Below are 24009 nucleotides of genomic sequence, written 5' to 3'. Positions count from 1 at the left end.
TCAGGAGGCTCTGAATCTACCGGCAGGTAAGGGCCCTGTGAGCGGTGGATCAGGTGATTCACGCCACGAACGCCGCGACCGCGCCACGGCCCGGCACCCTGCCATGCTGTGTGATCGCGAGCCCTCACGGACTGTCACGGAACCCAAGGTGGACAAGGTGGCCAAGTCGGCCGGAGTGGAAGCCAGTACCGCACGACCCGACGCGCCGGCGCTGACCGAGCGGCAGGAGGCCCGGCGCCGCCGCATCCTGCACGCGAGCGCGCAGTTGGCGAGCCGGGGCGGGTTCGACGCGGTGCAGATGCGGGAGGTCGCGGAGTCCTCGCAGGTGGCGCTCGGCACCCTCTACCGCTACTTCCCCTCCAAGATCCACCTGCTGGTCGCCACCATGCAGGACCAGCTGGAACACATGCACGGCACGCTCCGCAAGAAGCCGCCCCAGGGCGAGACGGCCGCCGAGCGGGTCGCGGAGACCCTGATGCGGGCCTTCCGCGCCCTCCAGCGCGAACCGCACCTGGCCGACGCGATGGTCCGTGCGCTGACCTTCGCGGACCGCAGCGTGAGCCCGGAGGTCGACCAGGTCTCCCACCAGACCACGCTGATCATCCTGGACGCCATGGGGCTCGCGGACCCGACGCCCGAGCAGCTCTCCGCGGTCCGCGTCATCGAGCACACCTGGCACTCCGCGCTGATCACCTGGCTCTCGGGCCGCGCCTCCATCGCCCAGGTGAAGATCGACATCGAGACGGTGTGCCGCCTGATCGACCTCACGGAACCGCGATCCTGACGAGCCCGCACGCACGCGTGAACGACCTACGAGACGGGTTCCCTTCGCCGGTATGGTCCGGATCAGGTTCCGGGGGTCGCCGTCGAGCCTTCCCGCTGCTCTCCGGCCTCTCAGCCCTACCGTCGACGTCGGCCCTGGCGGAAGCTTTCACATCTCGCCTGAGTCGGCTACTTCGGTCGGACTCCCTCACTCGCCTCGTAGGCCTATGTCCAGAATAGAACGTTCGTCCGGGAATAGAACCCCTCACATCATGATTTTCTCGACCCCTACTCCTCGGGCGGGAACACCGCCTCCCCGCTCCCCAGCAGCCTGATCATGATGGCCTCCACCGGGCAGTTCTCCGCCGCCGCCAGGATCTTCTCGTTGGCGTCGGTCTCCGGGTCGGCGGGGTGGGACTGACGGGCGGTGTCCAGGCGGAAGCCCTCGGGGGCGGTGTGCACGCACTGCGCGGAGCCGATGCACAGGGAGCGGTCGACCTCGACGAGCCAGCGGTCCCCCATCGCCCTTCACCCCTCCCAGCCGGCCGGCAAATGGATCATCTTGTGCTCCAGGTACTCGCCATATCCCTCCGGACCGAACTCCCTTCCCAGGCCGGAGTTCTTGTAGCCGCCGAACGGGCCGAGCATGTCGAGGCTGAAGGTGTTGACGTTGTAGGTGCCGGTACGGACCTGGCGGGCCACCTCGATCCCGCGCTCGACGTCGGCCGTCCACACGCTGCCGGAGAGGCCGTAGTCCGAGTCGTTGGCGATCTTCACGGCCTCGGACTCGTCGCCGTAGGGCAGCAGGCAGATCACCGGGCCGAAGATCTCCTCGCGCGCGATCCGCATCGAGTTGTCCACGTCCCCGAAGAGCGTCGGTTCGACGTACCAGCCGCGGTCCAGGCCGGCCGGGCGTCCGCCGCCGGTCAGGATCTTGGCGCCCTCCTCCTGGCCGATCCTGATGTAGTCGAGGTTGCGGCGCTGCTGACGTTCGGCGACCAGGGGGCCGACCTGGGTAGCGGGGTCGAGCGGATCGCCGACGACCAGGGAACTCGCCGCCGCGGCAAGGGCCTCGGCGAACTCGTCGTAGCGGGAGCGGGGCAGCAGGATACGGGTCTGGGCCACGCAGGCCTGTCCGTTGTTCATCCAGGCGGACGGGACGATCCCGGCGACGGCCGCCTCGACGTCCGCGTCCGGCAGGACCACGGCCGCCGACTTCCCGCCCAACTCCAGCGTCACGCGCGTGAGGTTGCGGGCGGCGACCTCCATCACCCGCTTGCCCGCGCCCACCGACCCGGTGAAGGAGACCTTGTCGATCCCCGGGTGCCCGACCAGGTACTCGCTGACCTCGCGGTCGGCCGGGAGGATGGACAGGACGCCCTCCGGCAGCCCGGCCTCCTTGGTGATCTCGGCCAGGATGTAGGCGTCCAGCGGTGACTCGGGCGACGGCTTGAGCACCACCGTGCAGCCGGTGAGCAGCGCCGGGGCGAGCTTGGCGGCGGCGACGAACTGCGGGACGTTCCACGGCACCACGGCGGCCACGACCCCGACCGGCTCGCGGCGCACGAGGATGCGGCCGAGGACTCCGTCGCGCTGCTCCTCGTAGGTGAAGTTCCGGGCGACCGTGATCGCCGAGTCCCAGACCATCATCGCGCCGAGGGCCTGCGCGAGGACGCTCCAGGAGTACGGGGAGCCGTTCTCGGAGGAGATCACACGGGCGATCTCCTCGTGCCGTACGGCGATCGCGTCCTTGATCCTCGTCACGACCTCGATGCGCTCGTCGAGCGACATCCGTGGCCAGGGCCCCTCGTCGAAGGCGGTGCGTGCGGCGGCGACCGCCGCGTCCACGTCCGCGCGCGAGGCGTGCGGCACCCGTCCGATGACCTCCTCGGTGTGCGGGGAGATCACCTCGATGACGTCCTCGCCCAGGGGGTCGGTCAACTCCCCGCCGATGAACAGCTGTCCGTGTTCCACGAGCTCGGCCATGGCGAACGCCTCCCAGGACGGCTTGCTGACGAACCATCAGATACGGAACTGATACCAGTTCCCCTCCGAGGAGTCCACGGGCCGCACACCACGGCTGTTGGTGACCTCGGGCTACCGTCGAAACCCGTTCTAGTTATAGTGCTGGGAACGCGGTGATTGGGGAACTCATGGCGCAGGTGCACGACCACGGCGGAGGCGTCCGGTCCGTCCAGGTGCCCATCCCCGACAACCCCCTCGGCCACACGCTGGTGTACGTCGTCGACACCGACCGGGGGCCGGTGCTGGTCGACACCGGCTGGGACGACCCGGACTCCTGGGACACCCTCGCCGAGGGGCTGGCCGCGTGCGGGACCGACGTCGGCGAGATCCACGGCGTGGTCATCACCCACCACCACCCCGACCACCACGGCCTCTCCGGCAAGGTGCGGGAGGCATCCGGGGCCTGGATCGCGATGCACGCGGCGGACTCCGCGATCGTGCGGCGCACCCGGGAGACCCGGGCCGAGCGCTGGTTCACCTACATGACGGTCAAGCTGGAGGCCGCGGGCGCCCCCGAGGAACACATCGCCCCCCTGCGCAGCGCGCGCCGCCGTGAACTCCCGGGCTTCTCCCCCGCGTTGCCCGATCGCGAGATCGTCCCCGGTGAACTTCTCGACCTCCCCGGCCGCCGGCTCCGCGCGATCTGGACCCCGGGACACACGCCCGGCCATGTCTGCCTGCACCTGGAGGAGGAGCACCCGGCCCGGCTCGCGGGCCACGGGCGGTTGTTCTCCGGCGACCATCTGCTCCCCGAGATCACCCCGCACATCGGCCTGTACGAGGACCCCGACGACGCCACCGTGACCGACCCCCTCGGCGACTATCTCGACTCCCTGGAACGCGTCGGACGGCTCGCCCCCGCCGAGGTCCTCCCCGCCCACCAGCACGTCTTCACCGACGCGAGCGCCCGGGTGCGGGAGTTGCTCGCCCACCACGAGGAACGCCTCACCGACCTGCGCTCCCTCCTCGCCAAGCCCCTCACCCCCTGGCAGCTCGCCGTGCGCATGGAGTGGAACCGGCCCTGGGAGCAGATCCCCTACGGATCACGGAACATCGCGGTCTCGGAGGCCGAGGCGCATCTGCGGCGGCTGGTGAAGCTGGGGCACGCGGAGGCGGTGCCGGGGAGCGATCCGGTGACGTACGTGGCCACCTGAAGCCGCTTTCCTACGGGCGAGTAGAGTAGCCGGGTCGTCATCACATGCCGTACGGGGGGAAGCCGGTGCAATTCCGGCACGCCCCCTCCCCCAGTGCCGCAAGGGCCTGGGAGACCGGCCGGTGTGCGGCACCGTCGAGGTATACGGAGCCGAGCCGCCCGGGGTCCTCCCGTGCTGCCCGGCGCTCCACAGGGAGAAGGGCATCCGCCGATCATGAACGTCCGCCGCAGCGCCGCGGTCCTGGCCGCCACCGTGGTGATCGGCACGGCCACGCCCGCCGTCGCCGCTTCCCCGTCCCCGTCACCGTCCCTGCCCTCGGGGCTGTACGGCAGCAGCGACCCCACGTACGACGGGGTCTGGCGGCAGTCGCTCGCGCTGATCGCCCTGTACCGAGCGCACGCGCAGCCCGCCCCCGCGGCCGTCGACTGGCTCGCCGAACAGCAGTGCGCGAACGGGGCGTTCCCGGCCTTCCGCGCGAATCCGGCGAAGGCCTGCGACGCCAAGCTGATGGTCGACACCAACAGCACCGCCGTCGCCGCACAGGCCCTGTCCGTGGTCGGCGGGCACGGCGGCGCGGTCACGAAGGCGGTGGCCTGGCTGAAGTCCGTCCAGAACAAGGACGGCGGCTGGGGCTTCGCCCCCGGCGGGGCCAGCGACGCCAACTCGACGTCCGTGGTGATCGGCGCGCTCATCACCCAGCACACCCCCGTCTCGACGATCCGCAACGGCGCGAAGTCGCCCTACGACGCCCTGCTGAAGCTGTCCCTGCGGTGTGCCGAGGGGGGCGCCTTCGCCTACCAGCCGGACAAGAAGGGCAAGCTCAGGGCCAACGCGGACGCGACGGCGGCGGCGGTCGTCGCCGCGCTCGGAACGAACTTCGTGACGGCGCGGGCCGACACCGGCGAGGAGACCACCTGCGCCGACACCCCGGACCGCACCCCTGAGCGGGCCGCGGCCAACGGAGCCTCCTTCCTCGCCGGGGCGGTCGCGAAGGACGGCTACCTGAAGTCCGTCCTCCCCGGCGCCGAGGACCAGCCCGACTACGGCAACACGGCGGACGCGGTCGTCGCCCTCGCCGTGCAGGGCGGTACCGGGGCCGCGCGGGGGCCGCTGGCGTGGCTGGAGCGGAACTCCGCGAAGTGGGCCGCGCAGAGCGGCCCGGCGGGATACGCCCAGCTGATCCTCGCCGCCGAGGCGGGTGGCGCGGACCCGGGCGACTTCGGCGGCACGGACCTGGTGAAGGAGCTGACCGCGACGGGACCGGAGCCGGTGACCACCGCGTCCCAGGAGGACTCCGGCACCTCCGTGTGGTGGATGATCGGCGCGGGTCTCGCGGCCGGCGCGGGCATCGGCTTCCTGCTCAGCAGCCGCAACAAGAGGAAGCGGCCGTGATCCGCCGGACAGTCCTCCTCTCCTTCGTGGCGGGCGTCCTCCTGGCCACCGTGGGCCCGGCCCACGCCACCGGGTACCGCTACTGGTCCTTCTGGGACCGCACCGGCACGACCTGGACCTATGCCACCCAGGGCCCCTCGACCGCGGTCCCCTCCGACGGAGACGTCCAGGGCTTCCGCTTCGCGGTGAGCGAGGACTCGTCGGACGCGACGAAGCCCCGCGGGCCTGCGTCGTTCACGGGGATCTGTGCGGACACGCCCGCACGGGAAGGCCGTAAACGAGTGGCCCTGGTCCTCGACTTCGGTACGGCCGCGGACGCCCCGTCCGGCGAGACACCCCCGGCGGCCCGCACGGAGTGCGCGTCGGTCCCCCGGGACGCGACCACGGCAGAGGCCCTGGCGTCGGTCGCCGAACCTCTCCGGTACAGCACGAACGCCCTGTTGTGCGCGGTCTCGGGGTATCCGGAGACGGGGTGCGGGGAGCCGGTCGCGGAGCACGCGGAGAAGGGGAACGCCGAGAAGGGGACCGGTGCGAAGAGGAGCGCGTCGGGCTCCGGTCCGTCCGTCGGCCTGTTCGCGGGTCTGGCAGCGATCGTCGTACTGGGTGCGGCTGCGGTGTGGCAGACGAGGCGGCGCGGGAATGCCCCGTAGTTCACCCGCCCGGTCCGTGTCCCCGCACCCCGGCGCCTGGTGGCTCTGGTCCCTCTCCCTCGGGATCGCGGCCACCCGCACCACCAACCCCCTTCTCCTCGCCCTCCTCGTCGTCGTCTCCGCCTACGTGGTGGCGACCTGCCGCCGCCCGGCCCCCTGGTCCCACTCCTACACCGCGTTCCTCAGGCTGGCCCTCGCCGTGCTCCTCGTCCGTCTCCTCTTCGCGGTCGTCCTCGGCTCGCCCGTCCCCGGCACCCATGTGCTCGTCACCCTCCCTGAACTCCCCCTGCCCGACTGGTCCCAGGGCATCCGCCTGGGGGGCAGGCTCACGGCGGAGGCCCTCGTCTTCGCGCTCTACGACGGCCTGAAACTGGCCACCCTCCTCGTCTGCGTCGGCGCGGCGAACGCCCTCGCCAACCCTCACCGGCTCCTCAAGTCCCTGCCCGGCGCGCTCTACGAACTCGGCGTGGCCGTGGTGGTGGCCCTCACCTTCGCCCCCCATCTCATCGCCGACGTCCAACGCCTGCGCGCCGCCCGCCGCCTCCGGGGCCGCCCGGACACCGGCATCCGCGGTCTCCTCCAGGTCGGACTCCCGGTCCTGGAGGGCGCGTTGGAACGCTCCGTCGCGCTCGCCGCGGCGATGGACGCCCGCGGCTACGGTCGTACCGCCGAGGTCCCGTCCCGAGTCCGCCGTACGACCGCCGCGCTCACCCTCGGCGGCCTGCTCGGCGTCTGCGCGGGAACGTACGGACTTCTCACCGCCGAAGGCGGCACGTACGGGGTCCCCGTGCTCCTCGCCGGGCTCGCCGCGGCCCTCGCGGGTCTGCGTCTTGGCGGCCGCCGCACCCCGCGCACCCGGTACCGCCCGGACCGCTGGACCACCCGGTCCCTCCTGGTCGCCGGTTCCGGCGCGGCCGTCGCGGCGGTGATGTTCCTCGCGAGCGTCGCCGACCCGGTCGCCCTGCACCCCGGCGTGGTGCCGCTCGTCGCCCCCGTCCTCCCCCTGTGGCCGGCCGCGGCGGTCCTCCTCGGCCTGCTGCCGGCCTTCCTCGCCCCCGCCCCCAAGGAGCCGTCGTCGTGATCCGCTTCGAGGATGTCTCCGTGACGTACGACGGGGCGTCCGAACCCACCATCCAGGGCATCGACTTCGACGTACCCGAGGGTGAACTCGTGCTGCTCGTGGGCCCGTCGGGGGTCGGCAAGTCCACGGTCCTCGGCGCGGTCGGCGGTCTCGTCCCGCACTTCACCGGCGGCACCCTGCGCGGCCGGGTCACGGTGGCCGGCCGCGAAACCCGTACCCACAAGCCCCGTGAACTGGCCGACGTGGTCGGCACGGTGGGCCAGGACCCGCTGTCCCACTTCGTGACGGACACCGTGGAGGACGAACTCGCCTACGGGATGGAGTCGTTGGGTCTGCCGCCGACGGTGATGCGGCGTCGGGTGGAGGAGACCCTGGACCTGCTGGGCCTGGCTCCGCTGCGTGACCGCCCGCTGGCCACCCTCTCCGGCGGCCAGCAGCAGCGCGTGGCGATCGGCTCGGTCCTCACCCCGCACCCCGACGTCCTGGTCCTGGACGAGCCGACCTCGGCCCTGGACCCCGCGGCGGCGGAGGAGGTCCTGGCCGTCCTCCAACGTCTGGTCCACGACCTGGGCACCACGGTCCTCATGGCCGAACACCGCCTGGAACGCGTCATCCAGTACGCCGACCAGGTGGCCCTCCTGCCGGCCCCGCGCGCACCCCTGCGGGTGGGCACTCCGGCCGAGATGATGGCCGTGTCCCCGGTGTATCCGCCGGTGGTGGACCTGGGCCGGCTGGCGGGCTGGGCGCCGCTGCCGCTGACAGTGCGGGACGCACGGCGCAGGGCGGAGGGCCTGAGGAACCGACTGGCCGGACGGGTACCGACAGGCAACGCACCCGCGGCCGCCGACGGCGGGACTGCCCTACCGGGGCCACCCGCCAACGAAAGCGAAACAGGTGGTGCGGGTGGGAACCACGGAACGCCGCGCCGAAGGCGGGCGTTCCACAACCGCTCCACCCCACAGGCACCAAACCTCGCCGATGTCACGGCCCTCTCCGTCTGCCGAGCCCACGTCCAGGCCCTGCGCCACATCGACCTCACCATCACCCCCGGCGAGACCATCGCCCTCATGGGCCGCAACGGCGCCGGAAAGTCCACCCTCCTCAACTCCCTGGTAGGGCTCGTGGCACCGAGCACCGGCACAGTCCGGGTCAGCGGCGCCCCACCCCACCGCACCCCGCCCCGGGACCTCGTCCGCCGAGTGGGCCTGGTCCCCCAGGAACCCCGGGACCTCCTCTACGCGGACACCGTCGCCGCCGAGTGCCACGCCGCCGACACCGACGCCCACGCGGCACCCGGCACCTGCCGCGCTCTCGTCACCGACCTCCTCCCCGGCGTGACCGACGACACCCACCCCCGCGACCTCTCCGAAGGTCAGCGGCTCGCCCTCGCCCTCGCCGTGGTCCTGACCGCGCGCCCGCCCCTCCTGCTCCTCGACGAACCGACCCGCGGCCTGGACTACGCGGCGAAGGCCCGTCTCGTCCGCCTGCTCCAGGAACTCGCCGCCGGCGGCCACGCGATCATGCTGGCCACCCACGACGTGGAACTCGCCGCCGAACTCGCCCACCGGGTGATCCTGCTGGCCGACGGCGAGGTGATCGCCGACGGCCCGGTGACGGACGTCATCACGTCCTCCCCCTCCTTCGCCCCGCAGGTCAGCAAGATCCTGGCCCCTCAGCGATGGCTCACCGTCCCGCAGGTGCGAAAGGCCCTGTCATGACCCGAGCCGTCCACCTCGGCCCTCGTTCCGTCCTCACCCTCGCCCTGGTCAGCGCCGTGGGCGTCGCCGCCTTCGGCTGGCCCTTCCTCGCCCCGCCCACCTCCCAGGTCGGCACCCACGCCCAGGACGCCCCCTGGCTCTTCGCCGGGCTGCTCGTCCTCCTCGTCGCGGTGGTCGCCGCGGCGCTCGCGGAGTCGGGGCTGGGCCCCAAGGCGGTGGCGATGCTCGGTGTGCTCGCGGCGACCGGCGCCGCGCTCCGGCCGATCGGCGCCGGCACCGCGGGCATCGAGCCGATGTTCTTCCTGATGGTGCTCAGCGGCCGCGTCCTCGGCCCGGGCTTCGGCTTCGCGCTCGGCAACGTCACGATGTTCGCGTCCGCCCTGCTCACGGGCGGGGTGGGGCCGTGGATGCCGTTCCAGATGCTGGCGATGGGCTGGTTCACCATGGGCGCGGGCCTGCTGCCGGTGCCCGCCCGCGCGGGGGGCCGTACGGAAGTCCGGTTTCTGGCCGTCTACGGCTTCTTCGCCGCCTTCGCCTACGGCACGGCCATGAACATGGCCGGCTGGCCCTTCCTGGGCGCCCTCGCCTCGGACATCTCCTTCGACCCGCACGCCGGCGTCCCCGCCAACCTGGCCCGTTTCGTCGCGTACTGCCTGGCCACGTCCGTCGGCTGGGACCTCGGGCGGGCCGTGGTCACCGTCGTCCTGACGCTCACCCTCGGCCCGGCCCTCCTCAGGGCGCTGCGCCGGGCCACCCGCCGCGCGGCCTTCGAGGCCCAGGTCACATTCGAGGCGCCCGAGCGGTGAAGCGCCCCACATGACCCAGCTCACCTACTAAGGGGAACAGTAGGAGCATTTCCGACATAACACCCATCGTGCACCCCCTCTGACCTGCGCTTTGAGAGCCAGATCACAGAGGCGGCCTTTCCCGGCGATTCGACCACAACTAGTAAAAGGGGTCATTGCGGACGCCTTCCGAGCCTGTTTCTGTGGACGACGTCGCACGGCGCCGACAAGCCCACGGGCCTCGGCGCCGCCGCATGTCCCCCGGGGCAGCGAGCGACACCACCGTCCCCGAAGAAAAGGTTCCTCGTGTCCGTCTCCCGCTTCGCCCGCCGCATCGCTTCCCCGAAGAAGGCCATCACCACCGTCGCGATGGCCGCCGCCACCGCCGGCCTGGTCCTGACCGCGGCGCCGGCCCAGGCGGCCACGACCAACTCCTCCGCCCAGGCCAAGGCCATCGCACACAAGATGATCCCGAACGCCGCGCAGTACAACGCGTTCAGCAGGATCGTCGAGCACGAGAGCGGCTGGGACGTCGACGCCACCAACTCCTCCTCCGGCGCCTACGGCCTGGTCCAGGCCCTGCCCGGCTCCAAGATGGCCTCGGCCGGCTCCGACTGGAAGACCAACGCCAAGACCCAGATCAAGTGGGGCCTGGACTACATGAACTCCCGCTACGGCAGCCCGACCGCCGCCTGGGCCTTCTGGCAGGCCAACGGCTGGTACTGAGCCGCCGCACACGTCACCGTCGTACGCGTCACCGCCGTACGCCGTCGAAGAACCGCACCACCTGGGGGGCCGACACCAGGACCGACCCGAAGTGGTCCACGGCCCCCTGATCGACCACCCGCACCCTCGCTCCCTGACCTGCGAGGGTGCGGGCGCATGTCCGGGTGTTGCCGAGGGGCACGTCGGTGTCGCCGGCGGCGGCATACAGCCGCACCGGCACGTCCGGCTTCCAGTCGCAGGTGTGGTCGGCGGTCCGCATGGCGTCCAGCACGGCGCCGGACGGGTGCCGCAGCCGCTCGTAGAAGGCGGGCGTGAGCAGCTGTTTCACCGAGGGCGCGAGTCCCCTGCCGACGTCCTCCTGCTCGTGACTCCCGTCGAGCAGGCCCTCCACCCGGCTCGCCCAGGGCGCGCGGAAGGCCTCGGACGGGTCCTTGTAGAGGGGGTGCAGGCGGTTCTGCGCGACCAGCCAGTACGCGATGTAGAGGACCCCGCTGGTGTCGTTGACCCGGCCGTCGAACAGCGCGGGCATCTCCTGGCCCTCCAGGTCGTACGGGCCGCTGACCGGCGCGAGGGCCACAAGCCGGAAGTGCCGGTCGGCGCCTTCGTCCAGGGCCTTCCCGAGCGCCATCGCGACCTGCCCGCCCTGCGAGAAGCCCGTCGCGTACACCGCGCCGGTCAGCGGGCGCCCGAGCCGTTCCGCGGCCGTCCGCGCCGCGCGCAGCATGTCGACGGAGGCGGTCACGGACGAGGCGGTGTCCATGTACGGATGCGGGCCCGGCCCCTTGCCGAGACCGAGGTAGTCGGGGGCGGCGACCGCGCGGCCCGCGGCCGCGTTGACGTACGACGGCACCCGCCCGAAGTCCTCGCTCACCGAGGGCGCGTAGTCGCGGTCCACCATCGTGCCGTGGGTGTCGGAGACCAGGTCGAGGCGGTGGCCGCCACCCCTGGGCAGCGTCAGCAGCCCGGTCGCGGTGGTGGGTGCGCCGTACGGGTCGACGGTCCGGTACGTCAGCCGGTACGCCCGTAAGCCGTACCGCACCCCGTCGGCGTCGACGTCCCACCCGGTCAGGAACGACCTGACCTGCCCGGCGTCCCGGTCGGCGACCGGCGTGACGGCGACCAGGTCACCGCGTCGCGTCTGCTGCGTCCGCTCACCGGCGGCCGCCGCCACCGGGGCCGCGGCGAGCCCGGCGAGCAGCAGGGCGGCCGCTGCGGCGAGCCCCCTCCGCGTGCGCCGGCTCGCCCGTGATCCATGGGATGTGCGCGTCTCGTCACTCATGTCCTCGACGCTACGGACGCGCAGGTCACCCCCGACATCCGAGAACCCCCCGCATCCGTGGTGGACTTGGGTGCACCCCGACCGTCCGGCCGTCCGGAGACCCGATGAGCGAACAGAGCGGCACCGACACGCAGGCAGCCGGCGATCCCGAGGCGCGCGGGCTGCGCCTGGTGGCCGTACTGCTGGGGCTGACGGTGGTCAGCGGACTGATCGACGCCGTCAGCTATCTCGGCCTCGAACACGTCTTCACCGCGAACATGACCGGCAATGTGGTGGTGCTCGGGTTCGCCGCGGCCGGGGCGCCCGGCTTCTCGGTGGAGCACACGCTGACCTCGCTGGTGTCCTTCGTGGTGGGCGCGATCGCGGGTGGCCGGGTCGCCGTACGGCTCGGCTCCGGCTCCCGCCGCACCTGGGCCCGCCTCACGCTCGCCGCCGAGGCGGTGTTTCTGGGGATCTCGGCCGTGGTCGCCTTCGCCGCGCCCGGCGCCACGGCCACCGCCTACACCCTCATCGCCGTCACGGCGTTCGCCATGGGCCTGCGCAACGCCACGGTCCGCAAGCTCGGCGTCCCTGACCTGACGACGACCGTGCTGACCATGACGCTGACCGGCCTCGCCGCCGACTCCCGGGCCGGCGGCGGCCCCGGCACCCGCTCCCCCCGGCGCACGGCGTCCGTGGTCGCGATGGTCGCCGGAGCCGGGATCGGCGCGTGGCTGGTGCTCCACCACGGCCTCGGGATTCCGCTGGCCGTCGCGGCGGGGCTGGTGGCCCTGCTCGCGGTGACCGCCTCGGGGCGCGAGTAGCCCGCCTACTTCGCGAGGAAGGCCAGCAGCGCCGAGGTGACCTCCTCCGCGTGGGTCCACAGCAGCCCGTGCGGCGCGCCCTCGATCTCGACGTACTCGGCGGACGGCAGCAGCGCGTGGAAGGGCCGGCCGGTCGCGTCGATCGGCAGGATGCGGTCGCCGGTGCCGTGCAGGATCAGCGCCGGTACGTCGATCTTCGCCACGTCGGCCCGGAAGTCGGTGATCCAGGTCGGCACGCAGGCCACGGAGGCGTGCGCCGAGGCACCCGCCGCCACGTTCCAGCTGCCCCGGACGGCCGCTTCGCTGATCCGGCTGCCGAGCGTCTCGTCCAGGTTGTAGAAGTCCTGGTAGAAGGCGTCGAAGTAGGCGTAACGGTCCTTGGTCACGGCCTCCAGGATGCCGTCGAACACCGACTGGTCCACGCCCGTCGGGTTGTCGTCGGTCTTCAGCAGGAAGGGCTCAAGGGAGGCCAGGAAGGCCGCCTTCGCGACCCGGCCCGAGCCGTAGGTGCCCAGGTAGCGGCCCACCTCGCCGGTGCCCATCGAGAAGCCGACGAGGACCGCGTCGGTCAGGTCCAGGGTGGTGAGGACCTTGTCGAGGTCGGCGGCGAAGGTGTCGTAGTCGTAGCCGGTGGTGGGCTGCGAGGAACGGCCGAAGCCGCGGCGGTCGTAGGTGATGACCCGGTGGCCGGCCTCCAGCAGCGCGGGGAGCTGCTTCTCCCAGGAGTGGCCGTCGAGCGGGTAGCCGTGGATCAGCACGACGGGCTGTCCGGTGCCGTGGTCCTCGTAATAGAGCTCGATCGGCGCGCTGTTCTCCGCGCCTACGGTGATGTACGGCATATCGGTTCTCTTTCCTTCGACGGGAACTGCTCGGACCGGAATCCAGCTCACCAGTGGCGGCCGGTTCGCGCCAGGCAGAAACACAGGCGGAAGTAGGGAGCGCTGTTCTAATTGTCCTGATGACCAGGCACACTTCTCCTCCCTCGACCCCCTTCGGCGGCACCCTCCGCTCCCTGCGCCGGGCCGCCCGGCTGACCCTGGAGGAGCTCTCCGAGGCCTCAGGAGTCAGCGTCCGCGCCCTCGGCGACCTGGAGCGCGGTCGCAGCCGGGGGCCGCAGCGCCGTACCGTCGACGCCCTCGCCGCGGCCCTCGGGCTCGACGACGAGCAGCGCGAGCGCTTGCAGCGGCTGGCCGACGCCGGCCGGGAACGCGGCGGGGCGCCGACGCCGCCGTATCTCCTGCGGACCGTCCCGGACTTCACCGGACGGAAGCGGGAACTGGCGGAGCTGGAGTCCCTGGGCAGCGGCACCGGTACGCGTGCCGTGGTGCTCTTCGGGCCGGGCGGACAGGGCAAGACCACGCTCGCCGCGGAAGCGCTGCGACGCCTGTCCGGCTCCTTCCCGGACGGCTGCGTCTGCGTCCCGTTGCACGGCATGAGCGACTCCCCGCTGCCGGCCGACGAGGCGCTGGTCCTCCTGCTGACGGCGCTCGGTCTCCCGCCGGAGCGGATACCGGTCGACCCCGCGGCCCGCGAGGCCGTCTACCGGGCCACGCTCGCCACCCGCCGCGCCCTGGTCGTCCTCGACGACGCGGCCGACGAGGCCCAGACCAGACCGCTGCTGCCGGACGCGGAAGGCAGTCTGGTGCTGGTCACCAGCAGGCGTCCGCTGGCCGGTCTCGAAGGGGTACGGCGGATCCGGCTCGGCGGGCTCAGCGGCGGCGAGTCGGCGACCCTCCTGGAACGGATCCTCGGCACCCCGCGCGTCGACGGGCAGTCCGAGTCGGTCACCCGGCTGACCGAGCTGTGCGGGCATCTCCCCCTGGCCCTGCGGATCGTCGGCAACCGCCTCTCTAGCCGACCGAGTTGGACCCCGGCCCACCTGGTGGGCCAACTCGCCGACGAGGGACGCAGACTGAGCGGCCTGGTCGCGGGCGACCTCGCCGTCCGCAGCGCCCTGACCCTCTCCTACGGCCAACTCACGCCGCCGCACCGGCTGTTGCTGCGCCGCCTGTCCCTCGTCCCCGGCCACGACACCGGCCCCGACCTCGCCGCCGTACTGACCGGCGAGGACCCGCTCACCACCGAGGACTCCCTCGACCTGCTGGTCGACCGGGGCCTGCTGGAGGAGACCGCGCCTGGCCGGTACGCCCTGCACGACCTCGTACGGCTCTTCGCGCGGGAGCAACTCGGCGCCGAGGAACCGGAGTCGGTGACCCGGGACGTGCGACGGCGCATGGCGGACTGGCTGTTGCGGTCGGCCTCCGCCGCGGGCCGCCGGTTCGAGGCGCCCGGCGCGCCGGAGCCCTGGCCGGGCGAACCCGTCCCCTTCACCCCCGGGTCCGCCGAGGAGGCGGAGGAGTGGCTCACCGCCGAGCGCTCCAACTGGGCGGGCGCCCTGCCCCTGATGTTCGCGGCGGACCGGCACCAGGAGATCCTGCACGCCTCGCGCACCCTGTACTGGTTCTCCGACCGCTGGTGCCAGTGGCCCGAGTGGCGGACCCTCTTCTCCCACGGCGCCCGGTCCGCGGCCGCCCTCGAGGACCGGGCGGCCGAGGCCCACCAACTCAACTGCCTCGCCTGGGCCCACTCGGTGGGCGCGTGCCGGTACGAGGAGGCCGAGGAACTCGCCCTCCAGGCCCTGCAGTTGGCCTCGGAAACCGGTGACCTGGACCAGCAGGCCTGGGCGTGGTCGTACATCAGCGGGGCCTGCATGGGCCTGGGCCGTCCCGCGGAGGCGGCGGAGGCGGCCGCCCGGGCCACCCAGCTCTTCGAGACCACCGGGGACTCCACCGGCATGGCCGTCTCCCAGCGCGTCCTCGGCACCGCCCTGCGCGAGTCCGGCCACGGCGAGGAGGCACTGGCCCTGCACCGGGCCCTGCTCGGCACCCGGCCCGGGGACGTGCCCGGCCTGAACGAGTTCGTCGCGGCGCTCCTGCGCTGCGAGACGGCCAAGGACCTGCTGGCCCTCGAACGCTGGCCCGAGGCGGCGGAGGCCTTCCGTGCGGTCGGCACACCGTCCGCCCACGCCGGCATCGACCGCCTCCGCGCCCACACCTCGCTCGGCCTCGCCACGGCCCTGGAACACTGTGGCGACCCCGACGAAGCCCGCGAGCTCTATCTCCGGGCCCGCGACCTGTTCACGGCATTCGGCGACACGGCGTCGGTGGCGGAGGCGAGGGCGGGGATCGAGCGCCTCGGGTGAAACGGTCCTCACCTGGGAACCGGCGGGGCCGGTGCGCAGGCGGACAGGGGTGTCCCCGTCCTGTTGCAGCCTCACCCAAGGTCGACCGCCAGGTGGAGAAGACGTCGAGCCCCCGTTCGGCCTCCGAGCCGTCCGCGACGGGACGTCGGCTACAACCGCTGAATGATCGTGCCGGTGGCCAGCGCCCCGCCCGCACACATCGTGATGAGCGCGAACTCCTTGTCCGTGCGCTCCAGTTCATGCAGGGCCGTCGTGATGAGCCGAGCCCCGGTGGCCCCCACCGGGTGTCCGAGGGCGATCGCGCCCCCGTTGACGTTGACCTTGTCCAGGTCCTGTTCGAAGACCTGGGCCCAGCTCAACACCACGGACGCGAAAGCCTCGTTGATCTCGACGAGGTCGATGTCCTTCAGGGACATGCCCGCCTTGCCGAGGACCGCGCGGGTCGCGTCGACGGGACCGTCGAGGTGGAAGTGCGGGTCGGCGCCGACCAGCGCCTGGGCCACGATCCGGGCCCGCGGCCTCAGCTTCAGCGCCCGCGCCATCCGCTTGGACGCCCACATGATCGCCGCGGCGCCGTCGCTGATCTGGGACGAGTTGCCCGCCGTGTGGATCGCCGTCGGCATGACCGGCTTCAAACCGGCCAGCGCCTCCATGGACGTGTCGCGCAGCCCCTCGTCCCGGTCGACGAGCCGCCACATGCCCTGCCCGGCCCGCTGCTCCTCCTCGGTGGTCGGCACCTGCACCGCGAACGTCTCCCGCTTGAAACGCTCCTCGGCCCAGGCGACGGCCGCCCGCTCCTGGGAGAGCAGGCCGAGCGTGTCGACGTTCTCCCGGGTCAACCCCCGGCGCCGCGCGATCCGTTCGGCCGCCTCGAACTGGTTGGGCAGGTCGACGTTCCACTCGTCCGGGAAGGGCTTGCCGGGCCCGTGCTTCGATCCCGAGCCCAGCGGCACCCGGGACATCGCCTCGACACCGCAGCTGATGCCGACGTCGATGACCCCGGCCGCGACCATGTTGGCCACCATGTGGGAGGCCTGCTGCGAGGAGCCGCACTGACAGTCGACCGTCGTCGCCGCGGTCTCGTACGGCAGCCCGACGGTCAGCCAGGCGGTGCGCGCGGGGTTCATGGACTGCTCGCCGGCGTGGGTGACCGTGCCGCCGACGATCTGTTCCACCGCGTCGGCGGGGATGCCGGCACGGCCGAGGAGTTCTCGGTAGGTCTCGCCCAGCAGATAGGCGGGATGCAGATTGGCGAGCGCGCCGCCGCGCCTGCCGATGGGGGTACGGACGGCTTCGACGATCACGGGTTCGGCGGCCATGGGTGCGGGTCCTCTCCTCCGAACGGATCCCTGGAACTAGTACGTGTTCTAGTTAGCGCGTTGCTTGCAGTCTGCTGAGGATCCGGCCGCCACCGCAAGGGTCTTGCAGGCAATTGGGGCCTCCGTGCCCCTTGCCTCTTGTAGAACCCGTTACTACCTTCACGGCAGCTCTGTTCCTGATGGGCCGTCAGAAAGTTGTCGAACGGCTGGAGTGAGTTGCCGATGTCGTGTCCAGCGCTTCCCGACGGGTTCGACTTCACCGACCCCGACCTGCTGCAAAGTCGCGTACCGCTGCCGGAGTTCGCCGCACTGCGCCGGGCCGAACCGGTGCGCTGGATCCCCCAGTCGGCCAATGTCGCCGGTTTCCAGGACGAGGGGTACTGGGCGGTCACCCGGCACGCGGACGTCAAGTACGTCTCCACCCACCCGGAGATCTTCTCGTCGTACCTCAACACGGCGATCATCCGCTTCAACGAACGCATCGAGCGCGACGCGATCGACGCACAGCGGCTGATCCTGCTCAACATGGACCCGCCGGAGCACACCAGGGTCCGCGGGATCGTCCAACGGGTGTTCACCCCCCGGGCCATCCGCGCCCTGGAGGAACGCCTGCGCAACCGCGCCCACGCGATCGTCGAGAGCGCGTCCGCCCTGCCCGGCGGCTCCTTCGACTTCGTCACCCAGGTCGCCTGCGAACTGCCCCTGCAGGCCATCGCCGAGCTCATCGGCATCCCGCAGGACGACCGGGCGAAGATCTTCGACTGGTCCAACAAGATGATCTCGTACGACGATCCGGAGTACGCGATCAGCGAGCAGGTCGGCCAGGAGTCGGCCATGGAGCTCATCGCCTACGCGATGAACATGGCGGCCGACCGCAAGCAGTGCCCGGCCAAGGACATCGTCACCACCATGGTGGCCGCGGAGGACGAGGGCAACCTCAACTCCGACGAGTTCGGCTTCTTCGTGCTGATGCTGGCGGTCGCCGGCAACGAGACGACCCGCAACGCCATCACCCACGGCATGCACGCCTTCCTCACCCACCCCGACCAGTGGGAGCTGTACAAGGCCGAGCGCCCCTCGACGACCGCGGAGGAGATCGTCCGCTGGGCCACCCCGGTCAACGCCTTCCAGCGCACGGCCACCCAGGACACGGAACTCGGCGGCAAGCAGATCAAGAAGGGCGACCGGGTGGGCATCTTCTACGCCGCCGCCAACCACGACCCCGAGGTCTTCGAGAACCCGGACGTCTTCGACATCACCCGCGACCCCAACCCCCACCTCGGCTTCGGCGGCGGAGGCCCGCACTACTGCCTCGGCAAGTCCCTGGCGGTCCTGGAGATCGACCTGATCTTCAACGCCATCGCCGACGCCATGCCGAACCTCCGCGCGACCGGCGACCCACGCCGCCTGCGCTCGGCGTGGATCAACGGCGTCAAGGAGCTTCAGGTCACCCTGGGTTGAGGTCTTCAGGGGCGCTGGGGACTGCGCACCAGCGCCCGTTCCTCGTCATCGACCTCCGCGGCAGCTGCCACCGTCCGACCCCGCGGCCCCTGGAACAGATACGACAACCCGAACCCACCCGCGACCACCACCGCACCCCCCACCGCGTCCAGCACCCAGTGGTTCCCGGTGGCCACGATCGCCGAGACCGTGAAGAGCGGATGCAGCAGCCCCAGCCCCTTCATCCACCACTTCGGCGCGATGACCGCGATGACGACCCCGCACCACAACGACCACCCGAAGTGCAGCGAGGGCATCGCCGCGTACTGGTTGGTCAGCGCGGTCAGGGTCCCGTAGTCCGGCTTGGAGAAGTCCTGCACTCCGTGCACGGTGTCGATGACGCCGAGCGCCGGCATCAGCCGGGGCGGGGCGAGCGGATAGAGCCAGAACCCGACGAGGGCCAGCAGCGTCGCGAACCCGAGCGAGGCCCGGGCCCACCGGTAGTCCACCGGGCGGCGCCAGTACAGAACGGCCAGCACGCTCAGCGGGACCACGAAGTGGAAGGACTCGTAGTAGTAGTCGAAGAAGTTCCGCAGCCAGTCGACCTTGACGACCGCCTGGTTGGCCCAGTGCTCGATGTCGATGTGCAGCAGGCGCTCCAGATCGAGGACCTGCTGCCCGTGCTTCTCGGCGGTGGCCCGCCCGGCGGAGTTGGTGCCACCGGTCGCCGCGAGTCTGACCTGCTGGTAGGCGGCGTACGTGATCCGGATCAGCAGGAGTTCGAGGAGGAGGTTCGGCCGCGTCAGCACGCGCCGCAGGAACGGCAGCAGCGGCACGTGCCGGAACCGGGCGGGCACCTGAGGTGCGTACCGCGCGGCAATCGGTGTCCGGTAGTACGGCGAGGTGCGCGACAGGAAGGGGATCACCGTGGCGGCGGCGAGCGCGGCCAGCAGCACCATGTTGTCCCGCAGGGGGTACAGCGTCGCGATGTGCGGCAGCAGCATCGTCGTCGGCAGTGTCATCACCACGACGACGGCGACCGGCCACACATACCGGTCGGAGGCCCGCTTGCCGACCCGTCCCACGACCGCGAGCAGCACCCACAGCAGCTGGTGCTGCCAGGTGGTCGGCGAGACGGCGATCGCCGCGCATCCGGTGATCGCGACGGCGAGCAGCAGCTGGCCGTCGCGGGCGTAGCGCACGGCCCGGCGCACGCCCAGCGCGGCGACGGCCGCGCCGAGCGCCAGGAACAGAGAGATTTCCAGCGGTCCGGCCGCACCCAGGCGCAGCAGCAGGCCGTGCAGGGACTGGTTGGCGAGGTCGTCGGCGGGGCCCCCGAGGCCGGTGCCCGCGATGTGGTGCACCCAGTAGGTGTACGAGTCGTGCGGCAGCGCGGCCCAGGCGAGCGCGGTGCCGGCGGCGAAGGTCGCGGCCGCGGTGAGGGCGCCCCGGCGGCGGCCGGTGAACCAGAGCAGGGCCGCGAAGAGCAGGACCGCGGGCTGGAGGGCGGCGGCGAGCCCGATGAGCAGTCCGCTGACCCGCTCACCCCGTACGGCGAAGCAGGCGACGAGGACCAGCAGGACCGGGATGATGCTGGTCTGCCCGAGGTAGAGCGTGTTGCGCACGGGCAGCGACAGCATGAGGAGGCTGATCGCGGCCGGCGCGGCGAGCAGGGAGGTGCGGCGGCCGACCGGCTGGGGCAGCGCGCGGGCGGCGACGAGACCGAGGGCGACGACCAGGAGCAGGGTGCCGAAGGTCCAGCCCCAGCCGAGCGCCTGTTCGGCGGCGCGGGTGAGCGGCTTCAGGACAAGTCCCCCGAACGGGGTACCGGTGAACCGCGTCGAGTCGTACAGCGACCCCTTCGCATGCAGGACACCGTCCGGGCCGACCCAGGTCTCCAGGTCCGTCAGCCGCTCGCCTCTGGGGGTACGGAGGACGACGGCCACCTCGCGCAGGGCGAGGACGGCCGTCACCAGCCACAGGACGAGCCTGGCCGCACGCATCCGCGCCTGGACCTCAGTGGTCCCCCTGTGCTCCGCATTCGCCACGCCGCGTCGGCCTCTCGTCCCGTTCGTGCCATGCGTCCGGGAAGAAGGACGCAGGCCACGCCTGCTTCACCTGACGTCCGCTTCGTTTTTGTCCGAATGACCATAGTCCGTCCCGATGGCTGTCGCGCAGCCAGGCGCGAGATGGATCACATGTGTCCCGGGGAGGCACCTCCCCGACCAGGCACGGGGTACCTGCATACGGCACCTTTATGTACGGTCCGCGACCGGACCCGAGCAGCACGTAAGCCCGGCAAGTCCGCCTATGGTCGCTTTTTGCCCTTGTCCCCGTCGAAAGGCAGGCGAGCGAAGTTTTGCCGAGTGCCACCGCCCTCTCTCACACCGTCTCTCACGACCCCGGCGCCCCCGAGGCCGTAGCCGTCGACCCGGCCCTCGTGAAGCGCGCCGTGAAGGCCGCCGCGCTGGGCAACGCCATGGAGTGGTTCGACTTCGGCGTCTACAGCTACATCGCCGTCACCCTGGGCAAGGTCTTCTTCCCGTCCGGCAATCCGACCGCCCAGCTCCTGTCGACGTTCGGCGCCTTCGCCGCGGCCTTCCTGGTCCGCCCCCTCGGCGGCCTGGTTTTCGGCCCGCTGGGCGACCGCGTGGGCCGCCAGAAGGTCCTCGCGGTGACCATGATCATGATGGCGGCCGGCACCTTCGCCATCGGCCTGATCCCGTCGTACGCCACGATCGGCGTCGGCGCCCCGCTGCTGCTCCTGGTCGCCCGCCTGGTCCAGGGATTCTCGACCGGCGGCGAGTACGCGGGCGCGTCCACCTTCATCGCCGAGTACTCCCCCGACAAGAAGCGCGGCTTCCTCGGCAGCTGGCTGGAGTTCGGCACGCTGGCCGGATACATCGCCGGCGCGGGCCTGGTCACGTTGATGACGGCCCTGCTGTCCACCGACGACCTGGTCTCCTGGGGCTGGCGGATCCCGTTCCTGATCGCGGGCCCGATGGGCGCCATCGGCCTCTATCTGCGGCTGCGCCTGGAGGAGACCCCGGCCTTCGCGGCGGAGACCGAGAAGGCCGAGTCCGTCCGCCGGAAGGTCCCGCTGCGCGAGATGATCACCGGCCAGTGGCAGGCCCTGCTGCTGTGCGTGGGCCTGGTCCTGGTCTTCAACGTCACCGACTACATGCTGCTGTCGTACATGCCCAGCTATCTGACCAGCGAGCTGAAGTACGACGAGACGCACGGCCTGCTGGTCGTCCTCGCCGTGATGGCGCTGATGATGGTCGTCCAGCCGTTCGCGGGCGCCCTGAGCGACCGCGTCGGCCGCCGCCCGGTGATCGCCGCGGGCTGCGCGGGCTTCCTGCTGCTCTCGGTACCGGCCCTGCTGCTGATCCGGCAGGGCAGCCTGTTCGCGATCGCGCTCGGCATGGGCGCGCTGGGCCTGCTCCTGGTGTGCTTCACGGCGGCGATGCCGTCCGCCCTCCCCGCGCTCTTCCCGACCCGGGTGCGTTACGGCTCCCTCTCGGTCGGCTTCAACATCTCGGTGTCCCTTTTCGGCGGCACGACCCCGCTCGTGGTGACGGCCCTGATCGGCGCGACCGGGAACATGATGATGCCCGCCTACTACATGATGGCCGCGGCCGTGATCGGCGGTGTGGCGGTGTGGTTCATGACCGAGTCGGCGGGCCGGCCGCTGCCCGGCTCACCGCCTCAGCGGTAATTCCCCTGACAGGAGCCGGGAGCACACCTATATTCCTTAGTGCAACTAGTTAGCTGCCCTAACTAGGCATATGAAAGGCATAGGTGTATGAGCGAGTCGCAGTTCTGGGACGACGTCGACGACTACTTCACCGCCCATCTCGCCCCGGAGGACGAAGCACTCCGGGCGGCCTTGCGCGACAGCGAGGCCGCCGGGCTCCCGTCCATCGCCGTCACGGCGCCGCAGGGCAAGCTTCTCCAGCTCCTGGCCCAGATCCAGGGCGCCCGCACGATCCTGGAACTCGGCACGCTCGGCGGCTACAGCACGATCTGGCTGGCCCGCGCCCTGCCCGCCGACGGCCGCCTGGTCTCACTGGAGTACAGCCCGAAGAACGCCGAGGTCGCGAACCGCAACATCGCCCGCGCGGGTCTCGACAAGGTCGTCGAGGTACGCGTCGGGCCCGCCCTGGAGTCCCTCCCCCGGCTGGCCGACGAGAACCCGCCCCCCTTCGACCTGGTCTTCATCGACGCCGACAAGGCCAACAACCCGCACTACGTGGAGTGGGCGCTCAAGCTCACCAGCGCGGGCAGCCTCATCGTGGTGGACAACGTCGTACGGGGCGGCCGGGTCGCCGACCCCGACAACCCCGCCCCCGACGTCCGGGGCACCCGCACCGCGCTCGAACTGCTCGGACAGCACCCGAGGTTGAGCGCCACGGCGATCCAGACGGTGGGCAGCAAGGGCTACGACGGCTTCGCGCTGGCCCGCGTCCTGCCGTAGCCGTCCCGCTCAGGCCTCGTGATAGAAGCCGACGTTGACGCTGCGCGGGGCGGTGCGGTCGCGGATGACGATCTCACCGTTGCCGCCCCGGGGCAGGGTCACGGAGCCGCCGTAGACCAGCGGCTGCGCGTAGGCCCCGGCCACCAGCTGCACCTCGGACGAGGGATCGGGCTGCGAGCCCTGGAGCCAGGTCACCTGCCAGACGCCCTCGGGCCCGCACAGGAACTCCAGGTGCACCCGGGAGACGAACAGCCAGTCGTCGGGGGTCGCGAGCCGGCACACGGACTTGTCCCGGCCCACCCGCAGCACGGTGCCCGGGTCACTGGGCGCGTCGGCCATCTGCATACCGGCCGTGGCACCCTCCTCCGCCGCGGTGACGACGGCCATGGTGAGTTCGAGCACGTGCGCTCCTCCTGAAAGGTTCCTTGCGCGGCAACCCCGTTGACCTGCCGCCGCCGCATGATAAATCGCCCGGCAGGGCGGTGTCCGGCGCAAGCCACGCAAGACCGGCCTGCCCCCCGACTTCGGGAGACAGGCCGGTCGTACGTACGGACGAGGCGTCAGCTGTGCAGCAGCCGCTCCGTCAGCTCGCGGTAGTCCCGCAGCGCCAGCCGGAGTTGCTCGGTGTCGCCTGCGCTCACGGCCTTGTTCTGGCCGCCGTCGCCGGTCTGCCAGGAGTTGCGCAGGGTGCGCCGACGCTCCTTCACGGCATCGGCGAACCGGGCGGCGACCTCCTCCAGCACGTGGTCGGCCTCCTCTACGGCGGACCGGGGTTCGTCGACGAACCCGGCGACGGCGTGCTGGAGCCGCTCGCTGAGCTTGTCGGACTCGTCGTGCGGCAGCAGCCGGGCCTCTTGACCGGCACGGCCGTCATGACCTTCGCGGCCGGAGACCCCGCCCACACCCGTACCGACACCGCCGACGGCGTCGGCAGAACCGGCGTCCCGCCCCCGCTCCGTCCCGCGACCGAGGCCGGACGTCTTGTCCCGGCCGGCGACGGAGTCACGGCCGAAGCCGCCCTCGTCACCACGCCGCTCGGCGCCGGCGGTGCCCGCCGGACGTCCCTCCTGCTCCAGATCCGGCGCCTCGGTCTCGGTGGGTGTCACCAGGGGGCTGTGCTCGTCCGCGGGATCGTTGCCCGTACCCCTGCCCGTGCGTCCCTCGGCTCCCGGCCTGTTCGTGGCATCCGTCATTTC

General features: G+C 71.6%; 21 protein-coding genes and 1 riboswitch. Of the genes, 13 read left to right on the top strand and 8 right to left on the bottom strand.

The features are described from left to right. Positions 1 to 148: 148 nt before the first annotated feature. Entirely contained in the window at positions 149 to 784 is a 636-nt protein-coding gene (locus tag D1369_RS28880) for a TetR family transcriptional regulator (protein WP_086023199.1), read from the top strand. Positions 785 to 806: 22 nt separating this feature from the next. Beyond that, a riboswitch (TPP riboswitch) is annotated at positions 807 to 982 on the bottom strand. A gap of 68 nt (positions 983 to 1050) precedes the next feature. On the opposite strand, the gene D1369_RS28875 is transcribed toward D1369_RS28880, so the two are convergent. Together D1369_RS28875 and D1369_RS28870 are read right to left on the bottom strand one after the other, a co-directional pair. After that, entirely contained in the window at positions 1051 to 1284 is a 234-nt protein-coding gene (locus D1369_RS28875; RefSeq protein WP_007381664.1) for a ferredoxin, read from the bottom strand. A gap of 6 nt (positions 1285 to 1290) precedes the next feature. After that, the gene (locus tag D1369_RS28870) at positions 1291 to 2748 is read right to left on the bottom strand and encodes an aldehyde dehydrogenase (protein ID WP_007381665.1); all 1458 of its coding nucleotides are present in this window, start codon (positions 2746 to 2748) and stop codon (positions 1291 to 1293) included. A 167-nt stretch (positions 2749 to 2915) separates the two neighbouring features. On the opposite strand from D1369_RS28870, the gene D1369_RS28865 reads away from it, so the two are divergent. The 7 genes from D1369_RS28865 (at position 2916) to D1369_RS28835 (ending at position 10293) form a co-directional block, all read left to right on the top strand. After that, positions 2916 to 3941, top strand: a complete 1026-nt coding sequence (locus D1369_RS28865; RefSeq protein ID WP_037899814.1) for an MBL fold metallo-hydrolase — start codon at positions 2916 to 2918, stop codon at positions 3939 to 3941. 213 nt (positions 3942 to 4154) lie between these two features. Beyond that, positions 4155 to 5333 carry a prenyltransferase/squalene oxidase repeat-containing protein gene (locus D1369_RS28860; RefSeq protein WP_037899817.1) on the top strand — a complete coding sequence of 393 codons (1179 nt, stop codon included), beginning with the start codon at positions 4155 to 4157 and terminating at the stop codon, positions 5331 to 5333. After that, positions 5330 to 5983: an SCO2322 family protein gene (locus D1369_RS28855; RefSeq protein WP_007381668.1), complete on the top strand. Its 654-nt coding sequence runs from the start codon at positions 5330 to 5332 to the stop codon at positions 5981 to 5983. The genes D1369_RS28860 and D1369_RS28855 overlap by 4 nt, the downstream gene beginning before the upstream one ends. Next, positions 5973 to 7064 (top strand): CbiQ family ECF transporter T component, encoded by a 1092-nt coding sequence (locus D1369_RS28850; RefSeq protein ID WP_118082679.1) that lies wholly within the window; start codon positions 5973 to 5975, stop codon positions 7062 to 7064. The genes D1369_RS28855 and D1369_RS28850 overlap by 11 nt, the downstream gene beginning before the upstream one ends. After that, entirely contained in the window at positions 7061 to 8782 is a 1722-nt protein-coding gene (locus tag D1369_RS28845) for an ABC transporter ATP-binding protein (RefSeq protein ID WP_118082678.1), read from the top strand. Before D1369_RS28850 ends, D1369_RS28845 begins: the two co-directional genes overlap by 4 nt. Beyond that, the gene (locus tag D1369_RS28840; RefSeq protein WP_007381671.1) at positions 8779 to 9588 is read left to right on the top strand and encodes an ECF transporter S component; all 810 of its coding nucleotides are present in this window, start codon (positions 8779 to 8781) and stop codon (positions 9586 to 9588) included. Before D1369_RS28845 ends, D1369_RS28840 begins: the two co-directional genes overlap by 4 nt. Before the next feature lie 285 nt (positions 9589 to 9873). Beyond that, on the top strand, positions 9874 to 10293 hold the full coding sequence (locus tag D1369_RS28835; protein WP_007381672.1) for a transglycosylase SLT domain-containing protein: 420 nt from the start codon (positions 9874 to 9876) through the stop codon (positions 10291 to 10293). A gap of 28 nt (positions 10294 to 10321) precedes the next feature. On the opposite strand, the gene D1369_RS28830 is transcribed toward D1369_RS28835, so the two are convergent. Beyond that, positions 10322 to 11572 carry a hypothetical protein gene (locus D1369_RS28830; protein WP_007381673.1) on the bottom strand — a complete coding sequence of 417 codons (1251 nt, stop codon included), beginning with the start codon at positions 11570 to 11572 and terminating at the stop codon, positions 10322 to 10324. A 104-nt stretch (positions 11573 to 11676) separates the two neighbouring features. Here D1369_RS28830 and D1369_RS28825 point away from each other — a divergent pair, with 104 nt between their 5' ends. Beyond that, a complete protein-coding gene (locus D1369_RS28825; protein WP_118082677.1) occupies positions 11677 to 12375 on the top strand; it encodes a YoaK family protein in 699 nt (232 codons plus the stop codon). 5 nt (positions 12376 to 12380) lie between these two features. Here D1369_RS28825 and D1369_RS28820 read toward each other — a convergent pair whose 3' ends face one another. After that, complete coding sequence (locus tag D1369_RS28820; protein WP_007381675.1) at positions 12381 to 13214, bottom strand: alpha/beta hydrolase; 834 nt, start codon at positions 13212 to 13214, stop codon at positions 12381 to 12383. 119 nt (positions 13215 to 13333) lie between these two features. Between D1369_RS28820 and D1369_RS28815 the strand changes: the two genes are divergently transcribed. Beyond that, positions 13334 to 15577: an XRE family transcriptional regulator gene (locus D1369_RS28815; RefSeq protein ID WP_118082676.1), complete on the top strand. Its 2244-nt coding sequence runs from the start codon at positions 13334 to 13336 to the stop codon at positions 15575 to 15577. A 149-nt stretch (positions 15578 to 15726) separates the two neighbouring features. On the opposite strand, the gene D1369_RS28810 is transcribed toward D1369_RS28815, so the two are convergent. Next, on the bottom strand, positions 15727 to 16896 hold the full coding sequence (locus D1369_RS28810; protein WP_007381678.1) for a steroid 3-ketoacyl-CoA thiolase: 1170 nt from the start codon (positions 16894 to 16896) through the stop codon (positions 15727 to 15729). A gap of 222 nt (positions 16897 to 17118) precedes the next feature. On the opposite strand from D1369_RS28810, the gene D1369_RS28805 reads away from it, so the two are divergent. Next, positions 17119 to 18357 (top strand): cytochrome P450, encoded by a 1239-nt coding sequence (locus tag D1369_RS28805; protein ID WP_007381679.1) that lies wholly within the window; start codon positions 17119 to 17121, stop codon positions 18355 to 18357. Between the two features lie 5 nt (positions 18358 to 18362). Here the strand turns inward: D1369_RS28805 and D1369_RS28800 are convergent, their stop codons facing one another. Further along, positions 18363 to 20339, bottom strand: coding sequence for a bifunctional glycosyltransferase 87/phosphatase PAP2 family protein (locus D1369_RS28800; protein ID WP_240436105.1), 1977 nt, complete (start codon positions 20337 to 20339; stop codon positions 18363 to 18365). Positions 20340 to 20695: 356 nt separating this feature from the next. Here D1369_RS28800 and proP point away from each other — a divergent pair, with 356 nt between their 5' ends. Together proP and D1369_RS28790 are read left to right on the top strand one after the other, a co-directional pair. Beyond that, positions 20696 to 22054 carry a glycine betaine/L-proline transporter ProP gene (gene proP, locus D1369_RS28795; protein ID WP_007381681.1) on the top strand — a complete coding sequence of 453 codons (1359 nt, stop codon included), beginning with the start codon at positions 20696 to 20698 and terminating at the stop codon, positions 22052 to 22054. Positions 22055 to 22141: 87 nt separating this feature from the next. Next, entirely contained in the window at positions 22142 to 22813 is a 672-nt protein-coding gene (locus tag D1369_RS28790) for an O-methyltransferase (RefSeq protein ID WP_007381682.1), read from the top strand. A gap of 9 nt (positions 22814 to 22822) precedes the next feature. Here D1369_RS28790 and D1369_RS28785 read toward each other — a convergent pair whose 3' ends face one another. Further along, positions 22823 to 23215 carry a hypothetical protein gene (locus D1369_RS28785; protein ID WP_037899834.1) on the bottom strand — a complete coding sequence of 131 codons (393 nt, stop codon included), beginning with the start codon at positions 23213 to 23215 and terminating at the stop codon, positions 22823 to 22825. Positions 23216 to 23373: 158 nt separating this feature from the next. Beyond that, entirely contained in the window at positions 23374 to 24006 is a 633-nt protein-coding gene (locus D1369_RS28780) for a hypothetical protein (RefSeq protein ID WP_007381684.1), read from the bottom strand. Positions 24007 to 24009: the final 3 nt, after the last annotated feature.

The sequence above is a fragment of the Streptomyces sp. CC0208 genome, from assembly GCF_003443735.1.
Classification (GTDB): Bacteria; Actinomycetota; Actinomycetes; order Streptomycetales; family Streptomycetaceae; genus Streptomyces; species Streptomyces sviceus.
Note: the sequence above shows the minus strand (reverse complement) of the source record. Positions and strands in the feature narration are given on the sequence as shown.

Excerpts from the sequence above, each read along its gene's own strand:
- D1369_RS28875 (WP_007381664.1), bottom strand. The coding sequence starts at position 1,284 with ATGGGGGACCGCTGGCTCGTCGAGGTCGACCGCTCCCTGTGCATCGGC.
- D1369_RS28870 (WP_007381665.1), bottom strand. The coding sequence starts at position 2,748 with ATGGCCGAGCTCGTGGAACACGGACAGCTGTTCATCGGCGGGGAGTTG.
- D1369_RS28865 (WP_037899814.1), top strand. The coding sequence starts at position 2,916 with ATGGCGCAGGTGCACGACCACGGCGGAGGCGTCCGGTCCGTCCAGGTG.
- D1369_RS28860 (WP_037899817.1), top strand. The coding sequence starts at position 4,155 with ATGAACGTCCGCCGCAGCGCCGCGGTCCTGGCCGCCACCGTGGTGATC.
- D1369_RS28850 (WP_118082679.1), top strand. The coding sequence starts at position 5,973 with ATGCCCCGTAGTTCACCCGCCCGGTCCGTGTCCCCGCACCCCGGCGCC.
- D1369_RS28840 (WP_007381671.1), top strand. The coding sequence starts at position 8,779 with ATGACCCGAGCCGTCCACCTCGGCCCTCGTTCCGTCCTCACCCTCGCC.
- D1369_RS28830 (WP_007381673.1), bottom strand. The coding sequence starts at position 11,572 with ATGAGTGACGAGACGCGCACATCCCATGGATCACGGGCGAGCCGGCGC.
- D1369_RS28825 (WP_118082677.1), top strand. The coding sequence starts at position 11,677 with ATGAGCGAACAGAGCGGCACCGACACGCAGGCAGCCGGCGATCCCGAG.
- D1369_RS28820 (WP_007381675.1), bottom strand. The coding sequence starts at position 13,214 with ATGCCGTACATCACCGTAGGCGCGGAGAACAGCGCGCCGATCGAGCTC.
- D1369_RS28815 (WP_118082676.1), top strand. The coding sequence starts at position 13,334 with ATGACCAGGCACACTTCTCCTCCCTCGACCCCCTTCGGCGGCACCCTC.
- D1369_RS28810 (WP_007381678.1), bottom strand. The coding sequence starts at position 16,896 with ATGGCCGCCGAACCCGTGATCGTCGAAGCCGTCCGTACCCCCATCGGC.
- D1369_RS28805 (WP_007381679.1), top strand. The coding sequence starts at position 17,119 with ATGTCGTGTCCAGCGCTTCCCGACGGGTTCGACTTCACCGACCCCGAC.
- D1369_RS28800 (WP_240436105.1), bottom strand. The coding sequence starts at position 20,339 with ATGCGTGCGGCCAGGCTCGTCCTGTGGCTGGTGACGGCCGTCCTCGCC.
- D1369_RS28790 (WP_007381682.1), top strand. The coding sequence starts at position 22,142 with ATGAGCGAGTCGCAGTTCTGGGACGACGTCGACGACTACTTCACCGCC.
- D1369_RS28780 (WP_007381684.1), bottom strand. The coding sequence starts at position 24,006 with ATGACGGATGCCACGAACAGGCCGGGAGCCGAGGGACGCACGGGCAGG.